This is a genomic window from Microbacterium sp. zg.Y909 (genome assembly GCF_024626565.1).
This window is the reverse complement of sequence record NZ_JANJFJ010000008.1, coordinates 42617-64948: the sequence shown is the minus strand read 5'-3', so window position 1 is coordinate 64948 and position 22332 is coordinate 42617. Positions and strand designations below refer to the sequence as shown.

24 protein-coding genes and 1 pseudogene are annotated in these 22332 nt (G+C 69.3%); 14 read left to right on the top strand and 11 right to left on the bottom strand.

Going from position 1 to position 22332, the window contains the following annotated elements; genetic code table 11:
- The first annotated feature begins 61 nt into the window (after nt 1-61).
- Entirely contained in the window at nt 62-808 is a 747-nt protein-coding gene (locus NQ160_RS01550; protein WP_257513474.1) for a hypothetical protein, read from the top strand.
- On the top strand, nt 805-1263 hold the full coding sequence (locus NQ160_RS01545; RefSeq protein WP_257513473.1) for a nuclear transport factor 2 family protein: 459 nt from the start codon (nt 805-807) through the stop codon (nt 1261-1263). Before NQ160_RS01550 ends, NQ160_RS01545 begins: the two co-directional genes overlap by 4 nt.
- Here NQ160_RS01545 and NQ160_RS01540 read toward each other — a convergent pair.
- The 5 genes from NQ160_RS01540 to NQ160_RS01520 all read right to left on the bottom strand — a co-directional run bounded on the left by NQ160_RS01540 (nt 1244) and on the right by NQ160_RS01520 (nt 5845).
- Nucleotides 1244-2404, bottom strand: coding sequence for an NADH:flavin oxidoreductase/NADH oxidase (locus NQ160_RS01540; RefSeq protein ID WP_257513472.1), 1161 nt, complete (start codon nt 2402-2404; stop codon nt 1244-1246). The genes NQ160_RS01545 and NQ160_RS01540 overlap by 20 nt on opposite strands.
- On the bottom strand, nt 2401-3762 hold the full coding sequence (locus NQ160_RS01535; RefSeq protein ID WP_257513471.1) for an MFS transporter: 1362 nt from the start codon (nt 3760-3762) through the stop codon (nt 2401-2403). Before NQ160_RS01535 ends, NQ160_RS01540 begins: the two co-directional genes overlap by 4 nt.
- A gap of 51 nt (nt 3763-3813) precedes the next feature.
- Nucleotides 3814-4233 (bottom strand): nuclear transport factor 2 family protein, encoded by a 420-nt coding sequence (locus tag NQ160_RS01530; RefSeq protein ID WP_257513470.1) that lies wholly within the window; start codon nt 4231-4233, stop codon nt 3814-3816.
- Complete coding sequence (locus NQ160_RS01525) at nt 4230-4973, bottom strand: SDR family NAD(P)-dependent oxidoreductase (RefSeq protein ID WP_257513469.1); 744 nt, start codon at nt 4971-4973, stop codon at nt 4230-4232. Before NQ160_RS01525 ends, NQ160_RS01530 begins: the two co-directional genes overlap by 4 nt.
- 92 nt (nt 4974-5065) lie before the next feature.
- Nucleotides 5066-5845 carry an SDR family NAD(P)-dependent oxidoreductase gene (locus tag NQ160_RS01520; protein WP_257513468.1) on the bottom strand — a complete coding sequence of 260 codons (780 nt, stop codon included), beginning with the start codon at nt 5843-5845 and terminating at the stop codon, nt 5066-5068.
- Nucleotides 5846-5977: 132 nt separating this feature from the next.
- Between NQ160_RS01520 and NQ160_RS01515 the strand changes: the two genes are divergently transcribed.
- The 4 genes from NQ160_RS01515 to NQ160_RS01500 all read left to right on the top strand — a co-directional run bounded on the left by NQ160_RS01515 (nt 5978) and on the right by NQ160_RS01500 (nt 10694).
- Nucleotides 5978-7201, top strand: a complete 1224-nt coding sequence (locus NQ160_RS01515; protein WP_257513467.1) for an ABC transporter substrate-binding protein — start codon at nt 5978-5980, stop codon at nt 7199-7201.
- 103 nt (nt 7202-7304) lie between these two features.
- Nucleotides 7305-8162, top strand: coding sequence for a branched-chain amino acid ABC transporter permease (locus tag NQ160_RS01510; RefSeq protein WP_257513466.1), 858 nt, complete (start codon nt 7305-7307; stop codon nt 8160-8162).
- 2 nt (nt 8163-8164) lie between these two features.
- A complete protein-coding gene (locus NQ160_RS01505; RefSeq protein ID WP_257513465.1) occupies nt 8165-9982 on the top strand; it encodes a branched-chain amino acid ABC transporter ATP-binding protein/permease in 1818 nt (605 codons plus the stop codon).
- Nucleotides 9975-10694 carry an ABC transporter ATP-binding protein gene (locus tag NQ160_RS01500; RefSeq protein WP_257513464.1) on the top strand — a complete coding sequence of 240 codons (720 nt, stop codon included), beginning with the start codon at nt 9975-9977 and terminating at the stop codon, nt 10692-10694. The genes NQ160_RS01505 and NQ160_RS01500 overlap by 8 nt, the downstream gene beginning before the upstream one ends.
- 123 nt (nt 10695-10817) lie before the next feature.
- On the opposite strand, the gene NQ160_RS01495 is transcribed toward NQ160_RS01500, so the two are convergent.
- Both NQ160_RS01495 and NQ160_RS01490 read right to left on the bottom strand, forming a co-directional pair.
- The gene (locus NQ160_RS01495; RefSeq protein ID WP_257513463.1) at nt 10818-11360 is read right to left on the bottom strand and encodes a nuclear transport factor 2 family protein; all 543 of its coding nucleotides are present in this window, start codon (nt 11358-11360) and stop codon (nt 10818-10820) included.
- Complete coding sequence (locus NQ160_RS01490) at nt 11357-12190, bottom strand: SDR family NAD(P)-dependent oxidoreductase (RefSeq protein ID WP_257513462.1); 834 nt, start codon at nt 12188-12190, stop codon at nt 11357-11359. The genes NQ160_RS01495 and NQ160_RS01490 overlap by 4 nt, the downstream gene beginning before the upstream one ends.
- A 71-nt stretch (nt 12191-12261) precedes the next feature.
- Here NQ160_RS01490 and NQ160_RS01485 point away from each other — a divergent pair, with 71 nt between their 5' ends.
- Both NQ160_RS01485 and NQ160_RS01480 read left to right on the top strand, forming a co-directional pair.
- Entirely contained in the window at nt 12262-13080 is an 819-nt protein-coding gene (locus NQ160_RS01485; RefSeq protein ID WP_257513461.1) for an SDR family oxidoreductase, read from the top strand.
- Nucleotides 13077-14297 carry an acetyl-CoA C-acetyltransferase gene (locus NQ160_RS01480; protein WP_257513460.1) on the top strand — a complete coding sequence of 407 codons (1221 nt, stop codon included), beginning with the start codon at nt 13077-13079 and terminating at the stop codon, nt 14295-14297. The genes NQ160_RS01485 and NQ160_RS01480 overlap by 4 nt, the downstream gene beginning before the upstream one ends.
- A 75-nt stretch (nt 14298-14372) precedes the next feature.
- Here NQ160_RS01480 and NQ160_RS01475 read toward each other — a convergent pair whose 3' ends face one another.
- Nucleotides 14373-15977, bottom strand: coding sequence for an AMP-binding protein (locus tag NQ160_RS01475; RefSeq protein ID WP_257513459.1), 1605 nt, complete (start codon nt 15975-15977; stop codon nt 14373-14375).
- A gap of 110 nt (nt 15978-16087) precedes the next feature.
- On the opposite strand from NQ160_RS01475, the gene NQ160_RS01470 reads away from it, so the two are divergent.
- Complete coding sequence (locus NQ160_RS01470; RefSeq protein ID WP_257513458.1) at nt 16088-16699, top strand: TetR/AcrR family transcriptional regulator; 612 nt, start codon at nt 16088-16090, stop codon at nt 16697-16699.
- Nucleotides 16700-16726: 27 nt separating this feature from the next.
- Here NQ160_RS01470 and NQ160_RS01465 read toward each other — a convergent pair whose 3' ends face one another.
- A complete protein-coding gene (locus NQ160_RS01465; protein WP_257513457.1) occupies nt 16727-17503 on the bottom strand; it encodes a CoA-transferase subunit beta in 777 nt (258 codons plus the stop codon).
- Entirely contained in the window at nt 17500-18366 is an 867-nt protein-coding gene (locus NQ160_RS01460) for a CoA transferase subunit A (protein ID WP_257513456.1), read from the bottom strand. Before NQ160_RS01460 ends, NQ160_RS01465 begins: the two co-directional genes overlap by 4 nt.
- A gap of 89 nt (nt 18367-18455) precedes the next feature.
- Here NQ160_RS01460 and NQ160_RS01455 point away from each other — a divergent pair, with 89 nt between their 5' ends.
- The gene (locus tag NQ160_RS01455; RefSeq protein ID WP_257513455.1) at nt 18456-19178 is read left to right on the top strand and encodes an SDR family NAD(P)-dependent oxidoreductase; all 723 of its coding nucleotides are present in this window, start codon (nt 18456-18458) and stop codon (nt 19176-19178) included.
- Nucleotides 19175-19891: pseudogene (locus tag NQ160_RS24935) on the top strand (aldo/keto reductase); the annotation flags it as partial. The gene NQ160_RS01455 and the pseudogene NQ160_RS24935, both read left to right, overlap by 4 nt.
- A gap of 141 nt (nt 19892-20032) precedes the next feature.
- Here NQ160_RS24935 and NQ160_RS01450 read toward each other — a convergent pair.
- Nucleotides 20033-20470 (bottom strand): VOC family protein, encoded by a 438-nt coding sequence (locus tag NQ160_RS01450; RefSeq protein WP_257513454.1) that lies wholly within the window; start codon nt 20468-20470, stop codon nt 20033-20035.
- Between the two features lie 53 nt (nt 20471-20523).
- Between NQ160_RS01450 and NQ160_RS01445 the strand changes: the two genes are divergently transcribed.
- The 3 genes from NQ160_RS01445 to NQ160_RS01435 are packed head-to-tail and all read left to right on the top strand — an operon-like array spanning nt 20524 to nt 22318.
- Nucleotides 20524-21264, top strand: a complete 741-nt coding sequence (locus tag NQ160_RS01445) for an SDR family NAD(P)-dependent oxidoreductase (protein ID WP_257513453.1) — start codon at nt 20524-20526, stop codon at nt 21262-21264.
- Nucleotides 21264-21881 carry a gamma carbonic anhydrase family protein gene (locus tag NQ160_RS01440; RefSeq protein WP_257513452.1) on the top strand — a complete coding sequence of 206 codons (618 nt, stop codon included), beginning with the start codon at nt 21264-21266 and terminating at the stop codon, nt 21879-21881. Before NQ160_RS01445 ends, NQ160_RS01440 begins: the two co-directional genes overlap by 1 nt.
- Nucleotides 21878-22318, top strand: a complete 441-nt coding sequence (locus NQ160_RS01435; RefSeq protein WP_257513451.1) for a nuclear transport factor 2 family protein — start codon at nt 21878-21880, stop codon at nt 22316-22318. The genes NQ160_RS01440 and NQ160_RS01435 overlap by 4 nt, the downstream gene beginning before the upstream one ends.
- The last annotated feature ends 14 nt before the right edge of the window (nt 22319-22332 follow it).

The following is a 22332-nucleotide window of genomic DNA, read 5'->3' as shown; positions in this document are numbered from 1 at the left end:
GCGCGAGGCCGTCGAACCATGCGCGGTTGACTTTCTACCAAGCAAGCGCTTGACTGAGCGCGTGTTCGCGCCTCTCGCCTTCTTCTCGTTCGTCAGCCTCGAGGATCGCTCGCTGCACGGCGCCTACAACCGTTGGCATCAACTGGATCACCGCCCTGAGAACCTCGCGCTCCCGGGAGTCGCGTGGGGGGATCGGTGGGACATCCGGCCCGAGTACGCCGAGTTCAGCGAGGGCGCTCTCGCCGGTGAGGTCGACTTCGCGGCGATGTACTGGTTCCGCGAGCCGGTGGTGGAATCGGTCGCGGCGTGGGATGCCCTCGGCGAGGCGTCGTTCCAATGGGGACGCGGCCCGCTGATTCCCGGCATCCGTCGCCCGATGCTGGCCTTCTTCCGACCGGTCAAGGGATATGCCGCCCCGCGCGCGCTCGTCGCGCCCGACGTGCTGCCGTTCCGTCCGAACCGCGGCATCCATCTCACAGTGACCCGCTTCGCCGAGCCCCACAGCGCCGACACGCATGCGGCACACCGGCGTGAGGACCGCGAACTCATCCCCGCCCTGCTGGAGGCGGACGCAGTCGCGGGGGCGTGGACCTTCTCGTACAGCCATCCGCAGCGGCACTCCTCACTGCCGTTCGATGAGACACCGGTCGATCCTCCCGGAAGCCTGCGCATCCGGCTGCTGTACCTGGAAGAGGACCCGGCAACGGTCACCCCGGAGCTGCGCGCCGTCGAAGCGGGGTTCGCTGCGGCCGGCGAGCGCGAGCTTTCGACACCCGCGTCGACGATTATCCCCTGGCAGGACTGGTGAGCGAGGCGCTGGAGCGACGCATCCGCGCGCTGGAGGATCGCGCGGAGATCGGCGAGCTAATCGCGCGCTACGGGCCGGCCGTCGACTCCGGCGCCGCGGAGGCGGTCGCAGCGATGTGGACACCTGACGGCACCTACCGGTTCGACGACGTCGAGCTGGATGCCGCAGGCGTGCGAGGGCTGGTGAGCCTGCCGTCGCACGTCGACTACCTGGAGCGCGGCTGTGGGCACATCCTGTCCGCGCCGACCATCCGCATCGACGGTGACACCGCCGTCGCGGTTACTCACTCGGCGGTGATGGTCCACGACGGCACCCGGTGGCTCGGGGAGCGCGTGAGTGCGAACCGGTGGGAGCTGGTCCGCACGGCCGAGGGGTGGCGGGTGCACCGGCGGCGCAACCGGCTGCTCGACGGCAAGGTCGAGGCGCGCCGGCTCCTCAGCCCTGAAAGCGAGTGAGCGGCGTCTCGCCCGCGGCAGCCAGGCGGGCGAGCGTGCGGTGCCGAGGCCCGAGGGCGCTGCCGAAGCGCACGTCCCATGAGCGGTGGCTGTCATCGCCCAGCGCCACCCGGGCGTGATGCGCCCAGTTCGGATCGTCGAGCATCTGCCGGCCCAGCAGAACGAGATCGGCGTCTCCGCGCTCAATCAGCAGCGACGCCTGCTCCGGGTCGACGACGAATCCCACGGTCGCCGTCAGGACGCCTGCCTCGCGCCGGATACGGCGGGAGAAGTCAGCGTGGAAGGCGAAGCCGCGCCGGATGCGGGTGTCAGAGGAGCGATCGGTCGTGATTCCGCCGGATGAGGTGTCGATGATGTCGACGCCGGCCGCGGCGAGCTGCCGGGAGACCTCGACGAGGTCGTCGAGGCCGAGCCCGCCGTCCGCCCCGTCCACCGTCGAGATCCGGTACGAGAGCGGGATGCCGTCGCCGATGGCATCCCGCACGGCGGCCACGACCTCCTGCGGATAGCGCATTCGACCCGCCGGGCTGCCGCCGTAGGCGTCGTCGCGCGTGTTCGACACGGGGGAGAGGAAGGAGTGCAGCAGATAACCGTGCGCGCCGTGGAGTTCGAGGAAGCGGAATCCAGCGCGCACAGCACGAGACGCGGCATCATGCCAGTCCTGCACCGAACGATGGATGTCGGCGATGGACATGCGGGCGGGGATCTGGTGTCCGGGACCCGCGGCGAGCGCCGAGGGGCCGACGATCGGCCAGGGCCCCGCCCCGGCGGCCGCGTCCTCGTCGTTCAGTGGAGCGCCGGCGCGCCAGGGCTCGCGCACGGCCGCACGGCGGCCCGCATGGCCCAGCTGGATGCCGGGGACCGCGCCGGTGCTCGCCGTGACGTCGGCGACTCGACGCCAGCCGGCGATATGGGCGTCGTCCCAGAGGCCCGCGTCGCCGTGCGAGATCCGCGCCTCGGGGGCGACCGCCGTCGCCTCGGCGATGACCACCCCCGCCCCGCCGAGGGCGAATCGGCCGAGGTGTGCGACGTGGAAGTCGCCGACCTCGCCGTCCGTGCAGGCGTACATGCACATCGGGGACACGCCGACGCGGTTCGGAATGGTGACGGCGCGCACGTCGAGCGGATCGAACAGGGTCACACGGACTCCTCGGGGTCGGGCAGCCGGAGGAAGGCCGCGATGAGAACGGTGGCGATGCCGCACAGAGCGGCGACCGCCAGGGCCAGCCGCAGGGCGGACTGCGAGAGGTAGGCGACGTCGACGGGCGAGGGCATCATCGCGATGAGCATGCCGAACAGTGCCGCAGCGATCGCCCCCGAGAAGGTGCGCACCACGGCGTTCAGCCCGTTCGCCGTCGCGATCTGGCCGGGGGGAACGGATGCCGTGATGAGTGAGGGCATCGCGGCGAAGGCGAACGCCACCCCGACACCGACCATCCCGGAGCCGACCATGACCGCGAGCGGTTCGGCGTGCACGAGCGCGCGGAACACGAATGCCGCCGCCATGATCGAAGCTCCGATCATGAGGGCCAGGCGTCCGCCATATCGGGTCATCACACGGGCTGTGAGCGGGGAGAGCAGCACCATGACGAGCGCCGAGGGCAGCAGATACAGCCCGACGGCTGCATCGGAGGCCGCGAGTCCGTATCCGGTGTCCGCCGGGGCCAGCGCCTCCTGGGTCGTGAGCAGGTGATTCGCGTACATCCCGAACGTGGCGACGAACGACGCCAGATTGATCGTCAGGATGGGGGAGCGGAGGGCCGTGCGGACGTCGATCATGGGGAGGGGATCGCGACGCTCCCAGATCAGCCATGCCGGCAGGGCCAAGACAAAGAGGGCGAAGCACACGAGAGTCAACGGATGCAGCCAGCCCCAGGACTGCCCGCGCGAAATCGCGATAAGAAGCCCCGCAAGCGCCACGGTCAGAGTGACGGCGCCGATCACGTCGAAGCGACCGGGAATGCGCAGCGGCGCCTCGTCGACGAGCGCCAGGATGAGCGCGAAGAACACCGACCCGATGGCTACGGAGACCCAGAAGATGGTCGGCAGTCCGCCCCAGGCGACCAAGGGCCCCGCGACCGCGAGACCCAGGGCCGAACCGATGCCCAGCGTGCCGCTCATGAGCGCGATGCCGAAGATCGCACGCCTTGACGAGACCTCTGCGCTCATGAGCGCGATGCCGATCGGCACGACCGCCGTGCCGAACCCCTGCAGTGCGCGTCCGACGAGCACCACCCCGAAACCGGGAACCGCGGCGGCGATCAGCGACCCTGCGATCAGCAGCCCCATCGCGACGAGCAGCAGACGGCGACGACCGTGCATGTCGGCGAGCCGCGTGATGACGGGGGTGCCCACCACGCCGACCAGCAGGGTGATCGTGATCAGCCAGGAGGCGTCGGCGGCTGACGCGTCGAGCAGTTCCGGCACGCGGGGCAGGACGGGAACCATGAGGGTGAACTGCAGCGAGCTGAGCATGCCGCAGCCGGCAAGCACAGCCACGACCACCTTCTCGCGGCGTTCATCCCCCCTCGTCACGTCCGTGAGCCGGACTCAGCTGCGGGTGATGGCGCGCTGGCTGAGCTTCCAGCCGTCGCCATCGCGACGGAAGGCATCGGTATAGGTGCCCATGCCGGCCAGCACTGGCGCGGCGAGCGTGCCCGTGTAGTAGCGGAAGTACGAACGCGCTGTGGCGTAATCGCCCGAGACCTCGACGACGATGCTCGACACGTCGTGCCTCGTGTGCGATCCGGGGCCCTGGATGCCGGCGGAACGACGCTCGTGCACGCCCGCCAGGATGGCCTCCTGCCCGACGACGCGCTGGCTGTCCATGGGCAGACCCCCGGCATCGGCGAGCTCCCACACGGCGTCGTCGGTGAAACAGGAGAGGTACTCCTGCGGTGTTCCGGCGTCGGCGAGTTGCGCGATGCGGGCGATCAGCATCGCGACGTCGACGCGGTCGGCCGCGCTCACTGGGTCACGGTCCAGCCGCCATCGACGGGCAGGAAGACGCCGTTGATGTAGCTGGCGAGCGGGGAGAGGAGGAAGAGCGTCGCCCAGGCGATGTCGTCCGCGGTGGCCATGCGCTTCAGGGGGATGCGGGTGAGTACGCGCTGCCCGGTCTCGCTGGCAGCGAATTCGGCCAGCCGAGGGGTGTCCGTCATCCCCGGAGCCACCCCGTTGGAGCGGAACTCCGCGGCGCGGTGGGCGGCGAGATGACGGACGTACCCCATGATCGCGGCCTTGGATGCGGAGTACCAGGCGTTGTCGGTGCCCACGAGGTTGCCGGCGACCGAAGTTGTCGCGACCATCGCGGCACCTTCGCCAGGACCGGTGGCAACCCATGTCTCGGTCATGCGGCGGACGCTGCCGACGCAGATCTCCAGCGCCCGGTCGAACGGAATGTCGGAGCTGGACGCGGGGCCCGCGTTGTTGTGCAGGTGGCGGAGTGGGCCGAGGCTGCGTACGGCGTCGCTGAAGCCGGCATCCACGGCCGCGTCATCGGCGACGTCGGCCACCCACGTGTGCACGGCGGGGGCGGTCGCACGGACGAGCTCCGCGGTCTCCGCCAACCCGATGGGATTCAGGTCCCACAGGCTGACGGCCAGTCCGAGCTCTGCCGCGTGCACGGCTGTCGCGCGACCGATGCCGCTGCCGGCGCCGGTGATGAGAACCCTGTCTCCTGGCGTGAATCCGAAGTCGACTGCACTCATCCCGCGCTCCTTTGCCCAAGCAATTGCTTGCTTTACCATAGCGTCGCCGTTCCGCGAAGGCTAGTCCTGTGGTTCACCGGCGGGGTCGTGGCTCAGATCCCGAACCCTCCATCGACGTCGAGCTTCTGTCCCGTGATGTAGCCCGCCGCGGGGGAAGCGAGGAAGGAGACGGTGGCTGCGATGTCCTCGGCGGTGCCGAAGCGGCGCAGCGGGATGTTGGACATCGCCACCTCCAGCGCCCGCTCATCGAGGTCGCCCGAAGCCATGAGCCGCGCCGACATGCCGTCCCAGAGCATCCCCGGTCCGACGGCGTTGACGCGCACGCCGAAGCGGCCCTCCTCGGCGGCGAGCCCGCGGGCGAGGGCCTCGACGCCGCCCTTCGGGGCCACGGAGAGTCCGTCGCGCACCGGGTAGCGCCGGGTGCCGGCGCTGGTGACGACGGTGAGTGAGCCCGATGACTCGCGCAGCGCCGGGAGGAAGGCCTTGGCGATCGCGAAAAACCCGATCAGGTCGTCGTCGACCTGGCGGGCGAACTGCTCGACCGGGACCTTGGACAGGTGCACCATCGGTACGTGCGGGCCGGCCGCGTGCACGACCGTGTGCACCCCGCCGTGCTCTGTTGCGAGTGCCGCGGCGAGGGCCTCCGCCCCGGCGGCGTCGCGCACATCGAGTTGGTGCGCCTCGCTGCGCTCGCCGAGGCTGGCGAGGAATTCGTCGGACGGTTCCGAGCGGTAGGTGATGGCGACGCGCGAACCCGCGGCCACGAGGTTCCTGGCGATCGCGGAGCCGATTCCGCCGGCTCCTCCGGTGACGACCGCGATGCCGGAGAGGCCGCTGAAACGGGCGGTGTCAGAGGCGTGTGCTGTGTCCATGAGCCGGAATCTAACAGGTGCGCGAATCATAACCAAGCAACTGACCGGTTGGCCGTTGCCTGTGCGGATCCGGTGTGCTTTACTGAGCAAGCGTTTGGTCGCTCCAGCTCAATGATGAGAGAGGTTCGGGATATGCGGTTCAACAGACTCGCGGCAGTCGCCGCAGGGATCGTGGTGTCGGCGATGGTGCTCGCCGGCTGTTCAGGCGGTGAGTCGGATGCCGGCGGTGAAGAAGGCGGCGGCACTGGAGAACCCATCAAGATCGTCGTGCTGGGCGGACTGGGAGCGGAGGGTATTCTCGCCGACAACGCGACCACCGCCGTCACCGCAGCGCTGGCATCCGTCGACGCCGTGAACGATATGGGGGGCATCTTGGACCGCGAGGTCGAGATCACACACCTCGAGGACAACGCCGACCCGACGGTCGCGGTCACGAAGCTCCGCGAGTACATTGCCACCGAGGGCGCCCCCGCCCTGGTCCTGAACTCCGGGCCCTCGACCATCACCGAGGCCATGCTGCCCATCCTCACCCAGAACAAGATCGTCTCGTTCAACATGGGACCGACCGCCACCTCCGGTGACCCTTCGGTCAACCCGTACAGCTTCGACCTCAGCGCCTCGGTGCCCGACTACCTCGGCTCGTTCGTCGCCGAGGCGGAGGACCGCGGCTACGAGGACGTCGCGATCCTGCACGGCTCGAGCGCCTACGGCGAGCTGTTTGGCTCATCCGCCCAGACCACCTTCGCCGATGCCGGCTTCACCGTGACCGGCAACGAGGGCTTCGACAACGCGGCCCTCGACATGACGGCTCAGCTCTCCTCCCTGCAACAGGGTGACCCCGACGTGCTCGTGCTCGACGCCTACGGCGCCCCGCTCGGCTACGTGCTGCAGAGCCTCGAGAAGCTCGGCTGGGATGTCCCGATCATGGGCAACTCGTCCGTCGCCGCGACCGGACTCATCGCCACGCCTGCCCCGGACGGTGTGCTCGGGACCGATCAGGTCAAGAACCTCACCATGCAGGTGTACGCCAGCACCCAGTTCAACCCGGACGACACCCGGGTGAACGAGGCAGTGGAGCGCATGCTCGCCGCCGGTGACATCAAGTCCTCGCTGATCACGGCCTACAACTACGACGCGGCCCTGCTGTTCAAGGCGGCGGCGGAGAAGGCCGGTGGCATCGACGACCCGGATGCCCTCGTCACGGCGCTGATCGACCCCGAGGTGCAGAAGGCCGCGGAGACCGCGATCGTCCTGAACTACGGCTTCAAGAAGGATGCGCACGGGCCGCACGTCACTCCGGACCAGTTCGCCTTCATCCCGCCGGGCGAGCTCGTCAACGGTCAGTTCCAGCCCTGACGGCTCCCGGCTCTCCGAACACCCGCCGACGGCTCGGATCTCGATTCGGATCCGAGCCGTCGGCACACCAAGCCCACGACGTGGTGGAAGGAACCCGACCGCAATGACCATCATCTGGTCCGGCCTGGCTCTCGGTGCGATCTACGCACTGGTGGCGATCGGCTACAACATCGTCTTCCTCTCCCAGAAGACCTTCAACTTTGCCCAGGCGGCGCTCATGATGCTCGGTACGTTCATCGCGTACGTCGGCATCGTCGTGTGGGGGCTCCCGTGGTGGCTCGTCGCGATCGCTGCGGCCGTCATCGTCGGCGGGATCGCCGCCCTCGAAGAGCGCGTCGCCATCCGGCCGGTGAAAGACCCGCATAACCTGCTCGTGACCACGCTCGGCGCGTCGATCATCATGGAGGGTGTCGCGCAGGTCATCTGGGGCGGCGAGCCCAAGCGCGTGCCCTTCTTCATGGGTGATCAGGTGCTCGAGTTCCTCGGCGGCCGGGTCTACCCCGTCGAGCTCGCACTGATCGTCCTGGTCATCGTCATCGTCGTGGTGCTCACCCAGTACGCCAAGCGCAGCATGACCGGCATCGCGCTGCTCGGCATGAGTGAGAACAGCGAGGCGGCCCAGCTGCGCGGTGTCAATGTGCGCAGGTTCGCCCTCATAGCCTTCATCTTCACGGGCGTGCTCGCCGGTTTCCTCGGCGTCTTCGTCGGCCCCAAGACCTACGCAGTGGCGACCCTCGGCGCCTCGCTCGCGCTGAAGGGCTTCGTCGTCCTCGCGATCGGCGGGTTCGGATCGCTCGGCGGCGTCCTCGTCGGCGGACTCATCGTCGGCCTCGCCGAGGCGCTCGCGACGCGCTACATTGGCGCGGACTTCGCCGGCCTGACGGTCTTCTTCATCCTCATCGTGATTCTGATGGTCAAGCCGACGGGGCTCTTCTCCCGTCGGGTGGAACGGACGGTGTGACCATGGCCTCTCTCTGGTTGAAACTGCGGGCCGTCCCCGGGTGGCTGTGGCCACTCACCCTCGGCGCCGTGCTGATCATGCTCCCCTTCCTCGGTCTCGGCTACGCGGCCACGAGGCAAATCGAGCTGACGCTCATCCTGGCGCTAATCGTGCTGGGCCTGAACCTGTCCCTCGGCTACGCCGGCGAGCTCGCGATGGGTCAGGTCGCGATGTACGCGGCCGGTGCCTATGCGGCCGGACTCGCCAACAAGGCGGGGGTCACCGACATCTGGCTGCAGCTGGTGATCGGCGGAGGCGCGGCCCTCGTGGTCGGTCTCATCTCGGGCATCCCGGGTCTGCGCCTGGGCAGCTGGTCGCTGGCGATGACCTCGTTCTTCCTCATCCTGATCGTCCCGGACGTGCTGTCCATCTTCAAGACCGAGACCGGAGGTCGCAACGGTCTGGCCGGCATCATGCCTGCCACCTCGTTCGGCCAGCCGATCGACCCGCGCACCTACTACCTGATCATCGTCGGCGTCGCGATCGTGGCCTTCGCCCTGATCCGCAACCTCGTCGTCTCCAGCCACGGCACCGCCCTGCGGGTGCTCAAGCAGAGCCCCGTGCTTGCATCGTCGATGGGCATCTCCGTGTTCCGGGCCAAGCTCACCGCGTACGCGATCGGTGCTGTCCCCGCCGGCGTCGCCGGCGTGCTGTTCGCCAACCTCGACCTTTTCATCTCCCCGGAGGCCTTCGCATTCTCGTTCGCGATGACCGTACTCGCGGCATCGATCTTCGGTGGTTCCGCGAGCATCTACGGCGCTCTCATCGGTGCAGCGGTGCTCCAATTCGGGATGAACCAGTCGACCAACTTCAGCAAGTTCGGTCTCATCATCTCGGGTGCCTTCCTGCTTATCGGCGGCGTCGCTTTCACCGGAGGCCTCTCCGGGCTCATGCGCAGCCTCGTGCGCAAGGCCGATGTGGCGGCGAAGGCGAAGTCCGGAGTGCCCGAGGTCGAGGCGGCGCCGGCTGTGGTCGAGAAACTCGAGGGCGCCCTGCTGCGCACAGAGGGCGTCTCCAAGGCATTCGGCGGCAACCAGGCACTGTCGCAAGTCTCGATCGATGCGTCTCCCGGTGCGGTCACCGCGATCATCGGTCCGAACGGCTCCGGCAAGACAACGCTGCTCAACATGATCTCGGGGTTCTACAAGACCGACGCCGGAACGATCGACCTCGACGGCAAGTCCATCCAAGGGCTGTCGTCCTACCGAGTCGCTCGCGAGGGCGTGTCACGCACCTTCCAGACACCGAACATCCCGGAGAAACTGACGGTGTTCGAGGCCGTCGAGGCGGGGCGATACGCCACAGATCGTGCATCGATCTTCGCGTCCGTGCTGCGCCTGCCGCGGTTCCGGCGCGCGCGCACCGAGAACCGGCTCGCGGCGGAACGCGCCCTGGCGCTGGTCGGCCTCAGTGCCCAGCGCGACGATCCGGCTGACTCGCTTCCGCTGGGCAACAGGCGGCTGCTCGAGGTCGCGCGGAGCCTCGCGGCCTCGCCGAAGGTGCTGCTCCTCGACGAGGTGGCATCGGGCCTGGACGAAGACGAGCTCGCAGTTCTCGAGAGCCTCGTGATCCGGCTGCGTGACGCCGGGATGACCGTCATCCTCGTTGAGCACAACTTCCAGCTCGTGCTGCGGGTCGCGGACGACATCTACGTGCTCGCCCATGGCGCCGTCATGGCGCACGGCACGCCCGAGCAGATCGAGAGCGATCCGCGGGTCATGGAGGAGTACCTCGGTATCACGGCGGAGGCCAACGCGGCAGGAGGCGGCGACCATGAGTGATGTGCTGCTGGAGGTGGCCGGCCTGCAGACCGGCTACGGCGACCTGACGGTGGTGCGCGACGTGTCGCTCACGGTGCGTTCGGGCGAGATCACGGTGCTGCTCGGACGCAACGGCGCGGGCAAGACCACCACGCTGCGCGCCATCACCGGGCTCAACAAGGTGTCCGGCGGAACCGTCTCGTACCTCGGAGAGCCGCTGACCGATGCCCCGCACAAGCGGGTCGCGCGCGGCATCTCCTACGTGCAGGAGGGCAAGAAGGTCTTCCGCGAGCTGACGATCGAGCAGAACCTCCTCCTCGGCGGCTTCTCACGCGGGATCGGCAAGCGGGCGCTCACCGCCTCCGCCGACGAGATCTACCAGTTGTTCCCGATCCTGGGCAGCAAGCGGGCGCTCGCGGCCGCGAGCATGTCGGGCGGTCAACAGCAGATGCTCGCGATCGGCCAGGCGCTGATGGGCAAGCCGAAGCTGCTGATCCTCGATGAGCCGAGCCAAGGGCTCGCCCCCGTGATCGTTAAGGAGGTCATGGAGCGCGTGCACGAGCTCAAGGACACCGGGATCGGCATCCTCCTGGTGGAGCAGGCCGTGCAGGAGTCGGTGGCCATCGCCAACGAAGTGACCGTGATCGAGATGGGCCGTACGACCCTCGCGGGCGCGGCATCCGACGTGTCCCTGGAGGATCTGCAAAAGGCGTACTTCGGCGCCGTCGCCTAGGGCATCGCGTCGCCGAATCTCGTGACTGGCTCCATTCCCTGGGGGTGGAGCCAGTCGCATGGAACGGACGTATCGCTCAGGCGTTGTCCTCGACTGCCTGCAGGCGCTGCTCGACGCTCGGGTTCATCGGCTGTTCCCGGGCGTGGCTCGCGAGACGGCCTGACGGACGCGCTCGCGGAGCAGGGTCATCGGGTCATCGGGTCCGCGGATCCCGCGGGGCCCCGCGCCCTCGGGGCCGCGCAGGCGACCCGCATCCGACCGGGTCCACTCGCGCACGGCTGTGCGCTCCACGATGCGCCAGCCCTCAGGGTCGCGACGGAGATGGTCGAGATAGCGGAAGCCGCTCGTGAAATTGAGTGCTTCGTCGTCGAAGGGAGAGCCCCAGTGCATGGCCGTGCCGTAGGTCTCGGCGAAGGCGTGGTCGCCGAACAGTTCCGCGCGGTGGTTGCCCACGAGGTGCATCGTGCCGTCGAACGCCGCGGTGCGCTTGCAAAGCCACGCCACGTACCCGTCGGCCGGGCCGGAGAAGCCGGTGTGGTGGTCGACACCGTCTACGGCGTAGACGCTCCTCACGGCTGGGTAGTCGGCGCGGTCCACCGCGGAGCAGTACCGCAGAACGAGGTCGTGGATCTTCTGTCGGTCCGCAAGCTCCGCCAAGGTCGTCACGCGTGATCCGGCATGTTCGTCCATCCGCGTCCGCTGGCCTTCCTGTACCAGCCGGATGCCGCGAGCGTTCCACCGTCGACGGGAATCGTGTGCCCCGTGATGAACGCCGCGTCGCGCGAGGCCAGGAAGGCCACGACCCCGGCGAAGTCCTCCGGCGTCCCGAAGCGGCCCGCGGGCAGCCAGGAGCGCAGCAGCGCCGGATCGCGCCCGGCCAGCATCAGTGCGGCTGGGGTCTGGGGGGTGTCGGCGAGGTCGGGGGCGATCGCGTTCACGCGGATCCCGGACGGGCCGAGCTCCACGGCGAGGCTCTTGGTGAACGCGGCGACGCCGGCGTTGTAGGCCGAATAGACGGCGTTGCCCGGGATGCCGCGGAACGCCTCGACGGTCGACACGTTGATTATGCTGCCACCCCTGACCGCAAGCATTCCGGGGAGGAGCGCATGCGTGACCGCGAACACATGCCAGAGGTTGATCTCGTGCAGCTGCCGCCACTGCTCCGGCGGGCTCTTGGCGAAGAACGACTTCGCGGGACGGAAGTCGCCGACATTGTTCACGAGAACGTCTGCGTGGCCGTGGTCGGCCTCGATGGTCGCCGCAAGCAGGGCGATCGTCTCCTCCCGGGTGATGTCGCCGACCAGCACGGTGCAGGTGCCGCCGTCGGTACGGATGTCGGCGGCGGTGTCGGCCGCGGCATCCGCATCGATGTCAAGGAGCACCACGTGGTCGCCGTCATGTGCGAAACGGCGGCTGATGCCGCCGCCGATGCCTCGTGCTCCACCGGTCACCGCGACGGTGCGGGGCCGCTGCTGAGGAACGCCAACGTGACTCATGCAACAAACCTAGCATTTGGTTGGTACCATGGACAGGTCGGCGCAGCGGAGCGCCATACGGAGGAGGCGGAGTGAGCCTGGTCATGGATTTCACGGGCAGGGTCGTCGCGGTGACCGGCGGCAGCCGAGGGGTCGGGCGCGGTGTGGTCGAGGCGTTCCTCGCCGCCGGCGCCATCGTCGAGTTCTGTGGCCGCTCTGAGCCGGCGAGCGTTCCCGAGCGTGACGGCCGTGTCGCGGCGTTCCGTCCCGTCGATGTGCGCGACGCCGCGCAGAACGAGGCATGGATCGCCGGGATCGCCGAGCGCCACGGCCGCCTGGACGTGCTCGTCAACAACGTCGGCGGCTCCCCGTTCGGGCGATTCGAAGCAGGGTCGTCGCGCTACTTCCAGGCCATCACCGAGATCAACTTCCTCTCCGCTGCGGTGGCCACGCGCGCGGCGTTCGCGCCGCTGCGTGCCGCCTCCGGGAGCGTCGTCAACATCACCTCGATCAGCGCCCGGCGACCGAGCCCCGGCACCGCTGTGTACGGCGCCGCGAAGGCAGCCCTCGAGAGCCTGACCCGCAGCCTCGCGGTGGAGTGGGCGCCGGAGATCCGCGTCAACGCCGTCAGCAGCGGCCTCGTGCATACCGAGAGCGCCGTGGACCATTACGGAACACCGGAGCAGTACGCCCGGATCGCGGGCACGATCCCACGCGGTCGGCTGGCATCGCCTGACGAGCTCGGCAACGTCTGCGTCATGCTGGCCTCGCCGCTCGCGGCCCACGTCACCGGCGCCGTCATCCCGGTGGACGGAGGCGGCGAATGGCCCGCCTTCCTGACCCACACCCCGCACGCAGACATCGTGCAGCAGGCCGACCGCCTCGACAACACCGGAGGAACCCCATCATGACCGAAGCCGTCATTGTCTCTGCTGTGCGCTCGCCCATCGGCCGCGCGTTCAAGGGCAGTCTCAAGGACATGCGTGGCGATGACCTCGCCACCCAGATGGTGCAGGCCGCCGTCGACGCGGTCCCCGGCCTCGACCCGAACGAGATCGTCGACCTGATGGTCGGCTGCGCCCAGCCGGCGGGACAGCAGGGCTACAACATCGGACGGATGCTGGCGCTGCAGCTCGGGTGGGACGCGGTACCGGGCACCACGGTCAACCGGTACTGCGCCTCATCCCTGCAGACCTCGCGCATGGCCTTCCACGCGATCAGGGCCGGCGAGGGAGAAGTGTTCGTCTCCGCCGGCGTCGAGGCGGTCTCTCAGTTCGGCTCGGGCAAGTCGGACGGGATGCCCGACACCAAGAACCCGCGGTGGACGGAGGCCGCGGCCCGCACCGGCCGCGAAGCGGAGGACCCCGACTTCGTGTGGTCCGACCCGCGGGAGCGCGGTGAGCTCGAGGACATCTACATCGCGATGGGAGAGACCGCCGAGAACGTGGCGTCCTTGCGCGGGGTTTCGCGCCGCGAGCAGGACGAGTGGGCGGTGCTCAGCCAGAATCGTGCCGAGGCCGCGGCCGCTCGGGGCTTCTGGGATAAGGACATCACCCCCGTGCGTCTCGTCGACGGCACGCTCGTGACGAAGGATGACGGCCCCCGCGCGGGCGTCACGCTGGAGGGCATCAGCGGCATGCAGCCGGTGTTCCGCCCGCACGGCACCGTGACCGCGGCGAACTGCTGCGCGCTGAACGACGGTGCTGCCGCGCTCGTGATCATGAGCGACACCCGAGCCGCGCAGCTGGGTCTCACCCCGCTTGCGCGCATCGTGTCGACGGGGGTCTCGGCGCTGTCGGCCGAGATCATGGGCCTAGGGCCGGTGCAGGCGGTCGAACGCGCCCTCGCCCACGCCCGCATGAGCATCGGCGATATCGACATCCTGGAGATCAACGAGGCCTTCGCAGCCCAGGTGGTGCCCTCGATCGCCGACATCGGTATCGACCCCGAGCGGGTGAATGTGAACGGCGGCGCGATCGCCCTCGGCCACCCCTACGGCATGACGGGCGCCCGTATCACGACGACGGCGATCAATGCGCTGCGTGAGCGCGACGAGCAGTTCGCCGTGGAGACCATGTGCACGGCAGGCGGCCAGGGCATGGCGATGGTGCTGGAGCGCTTGAGCTGAGTCCGAACGACGAAGCGGCCTCCCGAACGGGGAGGCCGCTTCGTCGTTTCGCAGCGATCTCCGCCTTTCAGCGGGTCAGGCGACCATCTGGCGCAGCTCCGATTTCAGGATTTTTCCGGTCGCGTTGCGCGGGAAGTCCTCGACGAACACGAACTCGCGGGGCACCTTGAAGTTGGCCAGCTGGGTGCGGCAGAACGCCTCGAGGTCGGCGGCGTCCGGGCGCGGTGCGGCGTTGTGCAGTAGCAGCACGTAGGCGCGGCCGACGGTGCCGAGACGCTCATCGCCGACGCCGATCACGGCGGACTCGTTGACGGCCGGATGCTTGCGCAGGGCGTTCTCGACCTCGGCCGGGTACACGTTGAAGCCGCCCACGATGTACATGTCCTTCAGGCGGTCGGTGATCTTCAGGCATCCGTGCTCGTCGAGGCGGCCGACATCGCCGGTGTGGAGCCACCCGTCGGCGTCGCGCACCGCGTCGGTCGCGGCCTGATCCTCGAAGTAGCCGAGCATGACGTTGGGCCCGCGCAGCAGGATTTCACCGTCGGTGTCGATTCCGGCATCCTCACCGTCCGCCCCGACCACGCGGATCTCAACGCCCTCGACGGCGGGGCCCGTGGTCTCCGCCGTGTGCTCCAGCGACTCGCCGGGCCGGGAGAGGGTGGCGACCACGCATTCGGTGAGCCCGTAGGCCTGGGCTACGGTCTCGAAGCCGAGCGTGCCCACCATGTCGTGGAAGAGCGTCGCCGGCGCGGCGGTGGCCCCGGCTATCGCGAAGCGCAGCGACGACAGGTCGTACTCGCCGAGGCGGGGGTGGTCCAGCAGCGAGGTAAAGACGGTGGGCACACCCGGCAGCACGCTGATGCGCTCCGTCTGCACGAGCTCGAGCAGACGGCCGGCGTCGAACACCGCTACGGGGTAGATCGTCGTCCCCGCCATCAGTGAGGCGACGATGCCGGCCTTGTAGCCGAAGCCGTGGAAGAACGGGTTGACCACGGCGTAGCGGTCATCGGGGGTCAGTCGTGCGCCGAGGCCCCAGGCGCGGGCGACCGAGAGGGTCTGGCGGTGCGCACTGAGCACCCCCTTCGGGATGCCCGTGGTGCCCGAGGTGAACAGCACATCCATGATGTCGTCGGAGGTCACGGCGTCTGCTGCCGCAGCCACGCGGCCCTCGTCGACCGCATCGCCCGCGGCGAGGAACTCGGCCCAGGAGACGACCCCGGCCTCACCGGTGTCGTCGAGGGTCACCACCGTGCGCAGGTGGGGGAGGCCGGGGATGGACGGGCCGTCGGATCCGCGCCCGGCCGCCGCTGTGCGCAGCGCCTCGCTGTACGACTTGCCGAGGAACCCGTCGGCCAGCACCAGGGCGGTGGCGCGGGAGCGCGCGAGGATCTCGGCCGCCTCATGCCCCGTGTAACGGGTGTTGAGGGGCACCACCGCGATGCCGATGAGCTGGGCGCCCAGCATGGCCAGGATGAACTCGTGCCGGTTGGGCGCCCAGAGACCGATGCGGTCTCCCGGCGCCACACCCTGAGCGAGGTAGGCGCGGGCGACGGAGCGGACCCGGTCGTACAGCTCGGCGTAGCCGATGGTCAGGTCGTCGCCGATGATGGCCGGATGGTCGCCCAGCGTCGCCTTCTCGGCGAGGAGGGCGGGCACTGTCGTGGCTTCCGATACTGTCATGGTCGTCCTTTCCAGGAACCTGCGTACACTCCGAGTGGGAGTTTCGGGAAAACAGTTCGATGCAACCCGCCTGAGCAAGCGCGTGTGAGATCTTCGGTTGAGGAGCAGGGATGGCAACGACCAGAAGCGGAGGCCGTCAGGAGCAGAGCTCCGAGCGACGCGATCAGATCATCTCGATCGCCGCGCGGCTCATCGCCAAGCGCGGCTACTCCGCGACCACGGTCCGCGACATCGCTGACGAGGCCGGCATCCTCTCCGGCAGTCTGTACCACCACTTCTCCTCCAAGGAGGCGATCCTGCAGGAGATCCTGCGCAGCTTCCTCACAGGGCTGCTCGGGCGTTTCGAAGAGATCGTCGCCGAGGGGGGCAGCCCTCGCGACAACCTGGACAAGCTCATCGCGCATGCCTTCGCCACGATCGAGAGCCAGCCGGATGCGGTCGGCCTCTATCAGAACGAACTGTCGTTCCTCGCGCGCCAGCCCGGCTTCGAGTTCCTGCGTGAGGACAGCGAGCGCATCGAGGCGATCTGGCTGTCGCAGATCGTCGAGGGGCAGAAGGTCGGCGTGTTCCGCGACGCGATCGACGCCCCGATCGCGTACCGATTCATCCGTGACGCCGTGTGGTCCACCGTGGCGTGGTACCGTCCCGGTCGCGGTCACACGGCCGCGAGCCTGACTGACAACTTCCTGGACCTGCTGCACGAGGGCCTCCTCGCCGACTGAGTGCATCACGGACGGGGTGGATGCCCGTCAGTCGGCGACTTCGCGGCTGCGGGTGCCGCGCGGATCGAGGATCTCGCGGATCAGTCGCAGCTCCACGGCGTTGGGGGTGCGCGTGAGCGGGGCATCCGTCTCGTCGAGTGCGAATCCGGTGCTCGCGGCCACGGTCCGGGGGTCGACTCCGGGGTGGACCGACAGCACCGTGACGGCGCCGTCGGGGGCGTACCCGAGCACCGCGAGGTTGGTCACGATCACGCCGAGGTGGTGGTGCTCAAGGCCGGCCTCGCGGGCACGGTCGTTGCCGACGCCGGAGACCATGTCGACGGTCTCCACGAAGATGCGGGGGCTGTGACGGGAGATCCAGTAGTCCACGCGGTGGTTGGCGGTGTTGCCCGGCGCACCGCGCACGCCGATGAGCTGGCGCGTGGGGTGCGCCCACCCGCCGATGAGCGAGATGTTCTGGTTGCCGAACCGGTCGATCTGGCTTGCGCCCATCATGCTCTGGCGGCGACCGGTGGCCACGATGTCGAAGATGCGACGGAACGGCGCCCACCCTTCGATCGTGGGGGCGGGCGCGCCGGGATCGCCGGGCATGGGCGGACCGGAGAGGAAGAAGGCCTCGCCGTCGCTGAGGACGATGTCCGGGGCGGTGGTGAGCTTCGCCAGACGGGCTCCGAGGGCGGGGATGATGCCGACGGCGTGCGCGAGGATCTCGCCCGAGGTGCGGTAGGTGTCGGCGCAGGCGGTGATGCAGACCTCAGCGGTGGTGGCAGAGCGCGCGCTCTCGGGGGTGGCGACGGTGGTCATGACTCTCCTCGGTCGGCGTGGAAGCGGGCGACGGCGGCGTGGTAGCCCGCCTCGTCGACCAGCAGGAACGTGCGCTGGAACTCGGCCCAAGCGTCCGGGTCCTTCGCGGAGGCGGCGTAGTGCTTCTGGAAGAGCTCGTCGCGCTCGTAGTCGGGGGCGCACGTGGTGAAGTGCGCGCCCTGGGGCGCCTCGACGACCGCCGAGGCGTAGATGCGGCTGAACAGGAGCGTGTGGAACGAGCCCTCGTCGAGCAGCGCCGAGGTCGGGATGACCTTCTCGGTCGACACGATCGTGCGCGTCGCGGCCATCGCGAACAGGTCGTCGAAGTAGGGGTCCGGGCCGAGGTACTGAGCGTTGCCCTGGGCGTCGGCGCGGTTCACGTGCACGAGGGCGACGTCGAGGGGGAGCGCCGGCATAGCGACGTACTCGGCGTCGGAGTAGGGCGATGCCACCGTGCGCAGCTTCGGATTGGCGGGGAGCACGTCGGACCCGAGGCCGGCGAGGATGGGGAGGAAGTCCAGGCGTGCGTTCGCGGCGCGGAGCCCGGTGACGAACATTCCCTCGTCGTACTCCTCGATCTCGAGGTCGCCGCGCTCGCGTGCCTGGGTGAACAGCGGGTCGAGAGGGATGCTGTCCAGCGACACGAACCCGTAGACGAGTCGGCGTATGCGGCCGGCGGCCGCGAGCAGCCCGACGTCGGGACCGCCGAAGGCCACCACGGTGAGATCGGTTATGTCGCGCCGCAGGATCTCACGCACGAGGGCCATGGGCTTGCGCCGGGACCCCCAGCCGCCGATGCCCACCGTCATCCCGCTCTCGATGGTGGCGACCGCCTCCTCGATGCTCAGCCGCTTGTCCGACATCCCCGCTCCTTCGCGCGACAGCGCTAAACCTAGCGCTTGTTTGGGAATCACAGTAGCATGCCGGGAAATGACCAGCGAGGGAGCTGCGCATGACCGGAGAGTCCATGGTCGACCACGTCGTGGTCACCGGAGGGGCTAGCGGGATCGGCGATGCCGTGGTCGGTCGGCTGCTCGACCGGGGGATCGACGTCACCGTGTTCGACCTCCGACCGAGCGTCCGACTCGGGGTGCCCACCCGCATCGTCGACCTGCGCGACGAGAGCGCGGTCGAGGCGGCGATGACCGAGACCTGGGCGTACGCCCCGGTCGGCGGCCTCGTCGCCTGCCACGGCATCCGGGGCGCCTACGTGCCCGCACTCGAGATGGACCTCGACCAGCTGCGCCTGATGTTCGATGTGCACGTGGTGGGTGCGCTCGCCGCCTCACGGGCGCTCGTGCGTCGCCTCGGCGCCGCGCCGGGGTCGATCGTGCTGGTGTCATCGACCACGGCCTACCGTGGGTGGGCGAACCAGACGGACTACGGACCGGCCAAGGCCGCCGAGCGCCAGCTGATGGAGAACCTCGCGGTCGAGTGGGCTCCGCGCGGCGTGCGGGTGAACGCCGTCGCGCCCGGACACACCCTGACCCCGTTGGTGCAGGAGATGGTGGAGCACGGCTACGACCTCGCCCCGGTCGTGCAGCGCATCCCGCGCGGACGTCTCGCCGACCCCGCCGAGATCGCCGCCGCGATCGTGTGGATGCTGTGCGACGCCACGCACGTGATCGGACAGTGTCTGCCGGTGGATGGCGGGTGGACGGTCGTCGGCCGATGATGCCGACCCGCGTGCTCGGAGATCTGGAGGTCTCGGCGCTCGGCATGGGCGCGATGACCCTCACCCAGCTGCCGGGCGCTGACACCGCCCGCGGCATCCGGGCCGTGCACGCCGCCGTCGATGTCGGGATCACCCTGTTCGACACCGCCGACGCGTACGGGCCGACGGATGACATCGGTGTGAACGAGCGGACGCTCGTCGAGGCCGTGCGGCGGCACCCCGACGCGGCCGAGCGGGTGGTGATCGCCACCAAGGGCGGACACACCCGCGGTCCGGCCGCCACCTGGTGGGTGGACGGCTCCCCGGCGGCCGCCCGGGCCTCGGCGCAACGGCTCGGCCTCGATGCCCTACCGCTGTACCAGCATCACCGTCCGGATGTGAAGGTGCCCTACGCGGAGTCGATGGGGGCTATGCGCCAGCTCGTCGATGACGGGGTGGTCGTGCGCGTCGGCGTCTCGAACGTCGATGCCGACCACCTCGACACCGCGATCCGCGTGGTGGGCGGCGCCCTGGTCAGCGTGCAGAACGAATACTCGGTGCTCGAGCGATCGAGCGAGCCGGTGCTGCGGCGGTGCGAGGACCACGGCTTGGCGTTCTTGGCGTGGGGTCCGCTCGGCGGCATGCGCGCGGCGAAGGGACTCGGCGCAGCTGCGCCATCGGTCGCACTGGTCGCCAGCCGGCACGGGGCGAGCCCGCAACGCATCGTGCTGGCCTGGCTGCTCGGCCGTACTCATCCCGATTCCCGGCGCGAGTCGGCCGGAGAGCGTGCAGGACTCGGCAGCCGCGGTCGACCTGCTCCTCGACGACGACGACCGGCGTCTGCTCGACGGCGTGGCCGCGGCGGCGGGGAGTGCTCAGTGAGGCTCTTGCAGCAGCTCGACTCGCACGTCGTCGGGGCCGAGCACGTAGACGTAGCGGTAGCCCTCGAGCGGGCCGGCGGTGGCGGTCATGGTCGCAGACAGTGGAGCGTGCCCGAGTGCCTCCAGACGCGCCAGGCTCGCCGCGATGTCGGCGACGACGATGGCCGGATGCGCGGCGCCGATGTGCCCGTTGTCGGGGTCGATGCGCCGGTTGTCGGCACCGCGGTACTCGGCGAGCTCCAGAAAGGCGCCGTCCTCGAGGCGGATGAACGTCAGCAGGACCCGCACGCCGGGGTGGCCGGTGGCAGCCTCGACCGCCGGTCCGCTCTTCGACAGGGGTCCCGTCACGTCGCCGTCGGTGGCCGCGACGTAGAACGCGGTAGCGGCTGCGGTGTTGCTCACGGTGATGCCGATGTGGTGCAGCCGGGGCATCCTGCCTCCTCTTCAAACAAACACTTGCTCAGAAACTATCTCGGAGGACATCCATGAACGCAACGCCCGTCATCGACCTCGCCGGTCGGGTGGCCGTGATCACCGGAGCAGCCGGGGGTCAGGGCCGCTCGCACGCCGCCCTGTTCCACGAGCTCGGCGCGGACCTCGTACTCACCGACCTCGACGGCCCCGCCGTCCGCGGCGTCGCCGCGCAGTTCGGCGACCGGGCAGTTGGGCTCGAGCACGACGTGTCGTCGTCCGATGCCTGGGGGCAGGTGGCGGCCGTGGCGAGGGGGAAGTTCGGTCGCGTCGACGTGCTCGTCAACAATGCCGGATTCTGCCCCGAGGGGCCCCTCGCCGCGACCTCCGAGCGTGTCATCCGCCTCACGCTCGACGTGAACCTGATCGGACCGATGCTCGGCGTGCAGGCGCTGCTGCCGCTCATGGGAGACGGCGCCTCGATCGTGAACATCGCCTCCACCGCCGGCGTCGCCGGCTACGCCAATCGGGTGCCCTACTCGGCATCGAAGTGGGGACTGCGCGGGGTGTCGCACGCGCTCGCCCGGGAGTTCGCGGGCACCGGGATCCGGGTGAACACCGTGTGTCCCGGCGCGGTGGACACCCCCATGGCCAGCGAAGACGCCCGTTCCGGCGTCGGGTTCATCACCCGCATCCCCATCCCGCGCGCCGGTCGTCCGGAGGAGATCTCGAACCTCGTGGCCTACCTGGCCAGCGACGCGAGCAGCTACTGCACGGGGCAGGACTTCATCATCGACGGCGGTCAGGTCGCCTGATGCCCAGCTACGCCTTCGACGGTGTCCTGCCGGTGGTTGATCCCACCGCGTTCGTGCACGAGACCGCAAGCCTGATCGGCGACGTCATCATCGGGCCCGGATGCTACATCGGCCCGTTCGCGAGCCTCCGCGGCGACTTCGGGCGCATCGTCGTGGGGGAGGGGTCGAACGTGCAGGACTCGTGCGTCATTCATGCCTTCCCCGGTGCCGATGCCGTGCTCGAGCCCCACAGCCACGTCGGACACGGAGTGGTGCTGCACGGGTGTCGCATCGGCTCCTTCGCCCTCATCGGCATCGGCTCCACCGTGCTCGACGGGGCGGAGATCGGCGCGGAATCCCTGGTGGGCGCGGGTGCGGTCGTGACGGCCGGGACAGTGGTTCCGGAGGGCTCGAAGGTGCTCGGAGCCCCGGCTCGCGTCGTCGGCGCGCTCGACGACGAGGCCCTGGCGTGGAAGCGCAACGGGGTGCGGATCTACGAGGAGCTGGCGCGGCGGAGCCGCGAGACCCTGCACCGCGTCGAGCCTCTCAACGCGGTGGAACCGGACCGGCGCGGCACCTCGTGGCCGTCGGATGCGGCGACGCCGCTGCATCGTAAGCGCGCGGAGGGGGCATCGTGAGCGAGCGGTTCACCGACTGGCTCGCCATCACGCGCACGATCGCCCGCTACGGGCGTTTCGCCGACCAGCGGTGCTCTGCCGACATGGCCGACCTGTTCACGGCGGACGGGCGGCTGCTGATGTTCCGGCCGCGTGCCGACACGCCTGCCGAGTCGCCGCAGGGCCGTGTACAGCTGATCGCGGCCTTCGATGTGCTGGCGAACTTCGCCGCGACGAGTCACGTGCTGTCGCCGAGCGACATCGAAATCGATGGCGACACCGCGCGTGCGCGCACCGCCTGCATGGCGCACCACATCAGCGACACCCCGGACGGGCGCACGCGCTTCACGCTGGCCGACCGCTACGACGACACGCTGGTGCGCGTGGACGGCGGCTGGCTGTTCCAAGAGCGCCGGAAGTACACGGACTGGACCGAGCAGACCCCGCTCCGCCGCTGATCCGGTTCCCCATG

Bases quoted from the DNA above. Each gene is read 5' to 3' on its own strand.
- NQ160_RS01525 (WP_257513469.1), bottom strand. From the start codon at position 4,973: ATGAGTGCAGTCGACTTCGGATTCACGCCAGGAGACAGGGTTCTCATC.
- NQ160_RS01520 (WP_257513468.1), bottom strand. From the start codon at position 5,845: ATGGACACAGCACACGCCTCTGACACCGCCCGTTTCAGCGGCCTCTCC.
- NQ160_RS01515 (WP_257513467.1), top strand. From the start codon at position 5,978: ATGCGGTTCAACAGACTCGCGGCAGTCGCCGCAGGGATCGTGGTGTCG.
- NQ160_RS01510 (WP_257513466.1), top strand. From the start codon at position 7,305: ATGACCATCATCTGGTCCGGCCTGGCTCTCGGTGCGATCTACGCACTG.
- NQ160_RS01505 (WP_257513465.1), top strand. From the start codon at position 8,165: ATGGCCTCTCTCTGGTTGAAACTGCGGGCCGTCCCCGGGTGGCTGTGG.
- NQ160_RS01500 (WP_257513464.1), top strand. From the start codon at position 9,975: ATGAGTGATGTGCTGCTGGAGGTGGCCGGCCTGCAGACCGGCTACGGC.
- NQ160_RS01490 (WP_257513462.1), bottom strand. From the start codon at position 12,190: ATGAGTCACGTTGGCGTTCCTCAGCAGCGGCCCCGCACCGTCGCGGTG.
- NQ160_RS01480 (WP_257513460.1), top strand. From the start codon at position 13,077: ATGACCGAAGCCGTCATTGTCTCTGCTGTGCGCTCGCCCATCGGCCGC.
- NQ160_RS01475 (WP_257513459.1), bottom strand. From the start codon at position 15,977: ATGACAGTATCGGAAGCCACGACAGTGCCCGCCCTCCTCGCCGAGAAG.
- NQ160_RS01470 (WP_257513458.1), top strand. From the start codon at position 16,088: ATGGCAACGACCAGAAGCGGAGGCCGTCAGGAGCAGAGCTCCGAGCGA.
- NQ160_RS01465 (WP_257513457.1), bottom strand. From the start codon at position 17,503: ATGACCACCGTCGCCACCCCCGAGAGCGCGCGCTCTGCCACCACCGCT.
- NQ160_RS01460 (WP_257513456.1), bottom strand. From the start codon at position 18,366: ATGTCGGACAAGCGGCTGAGCATCGAGGAGGCGGTCGCCACCATCGAG.
- NQ160_RS01455 (WP_257513455.1), top strand. From the start codon at position 18,456: ATGACCGGAGAGTCCATGGTCGACCACGTCGTGGTCACCGGAGGGGCT.
- NQ160_RS01450 (WP_257513454.1), bottom strand. From the start codon at position 20,470: ATGCCCCGGCTGCACCACATCGGCATCACCGTGAGCAACACCGCAGCC.
- NQ160_RS01445 (WP_257513453.1), top strand. From the start codon at position 20,524: ATGAACGCAACGCCCGTCATCGACCTCGCCGGTCGGGTGGCCGTGATC.
- NQ160_RS01440 (WP_257513452.1), top strand. From the start codon at position 21,264: ATGCCCAGCTACGCCTTCGACGGTGTCCTGCCGGTGGTTGATCCCACC.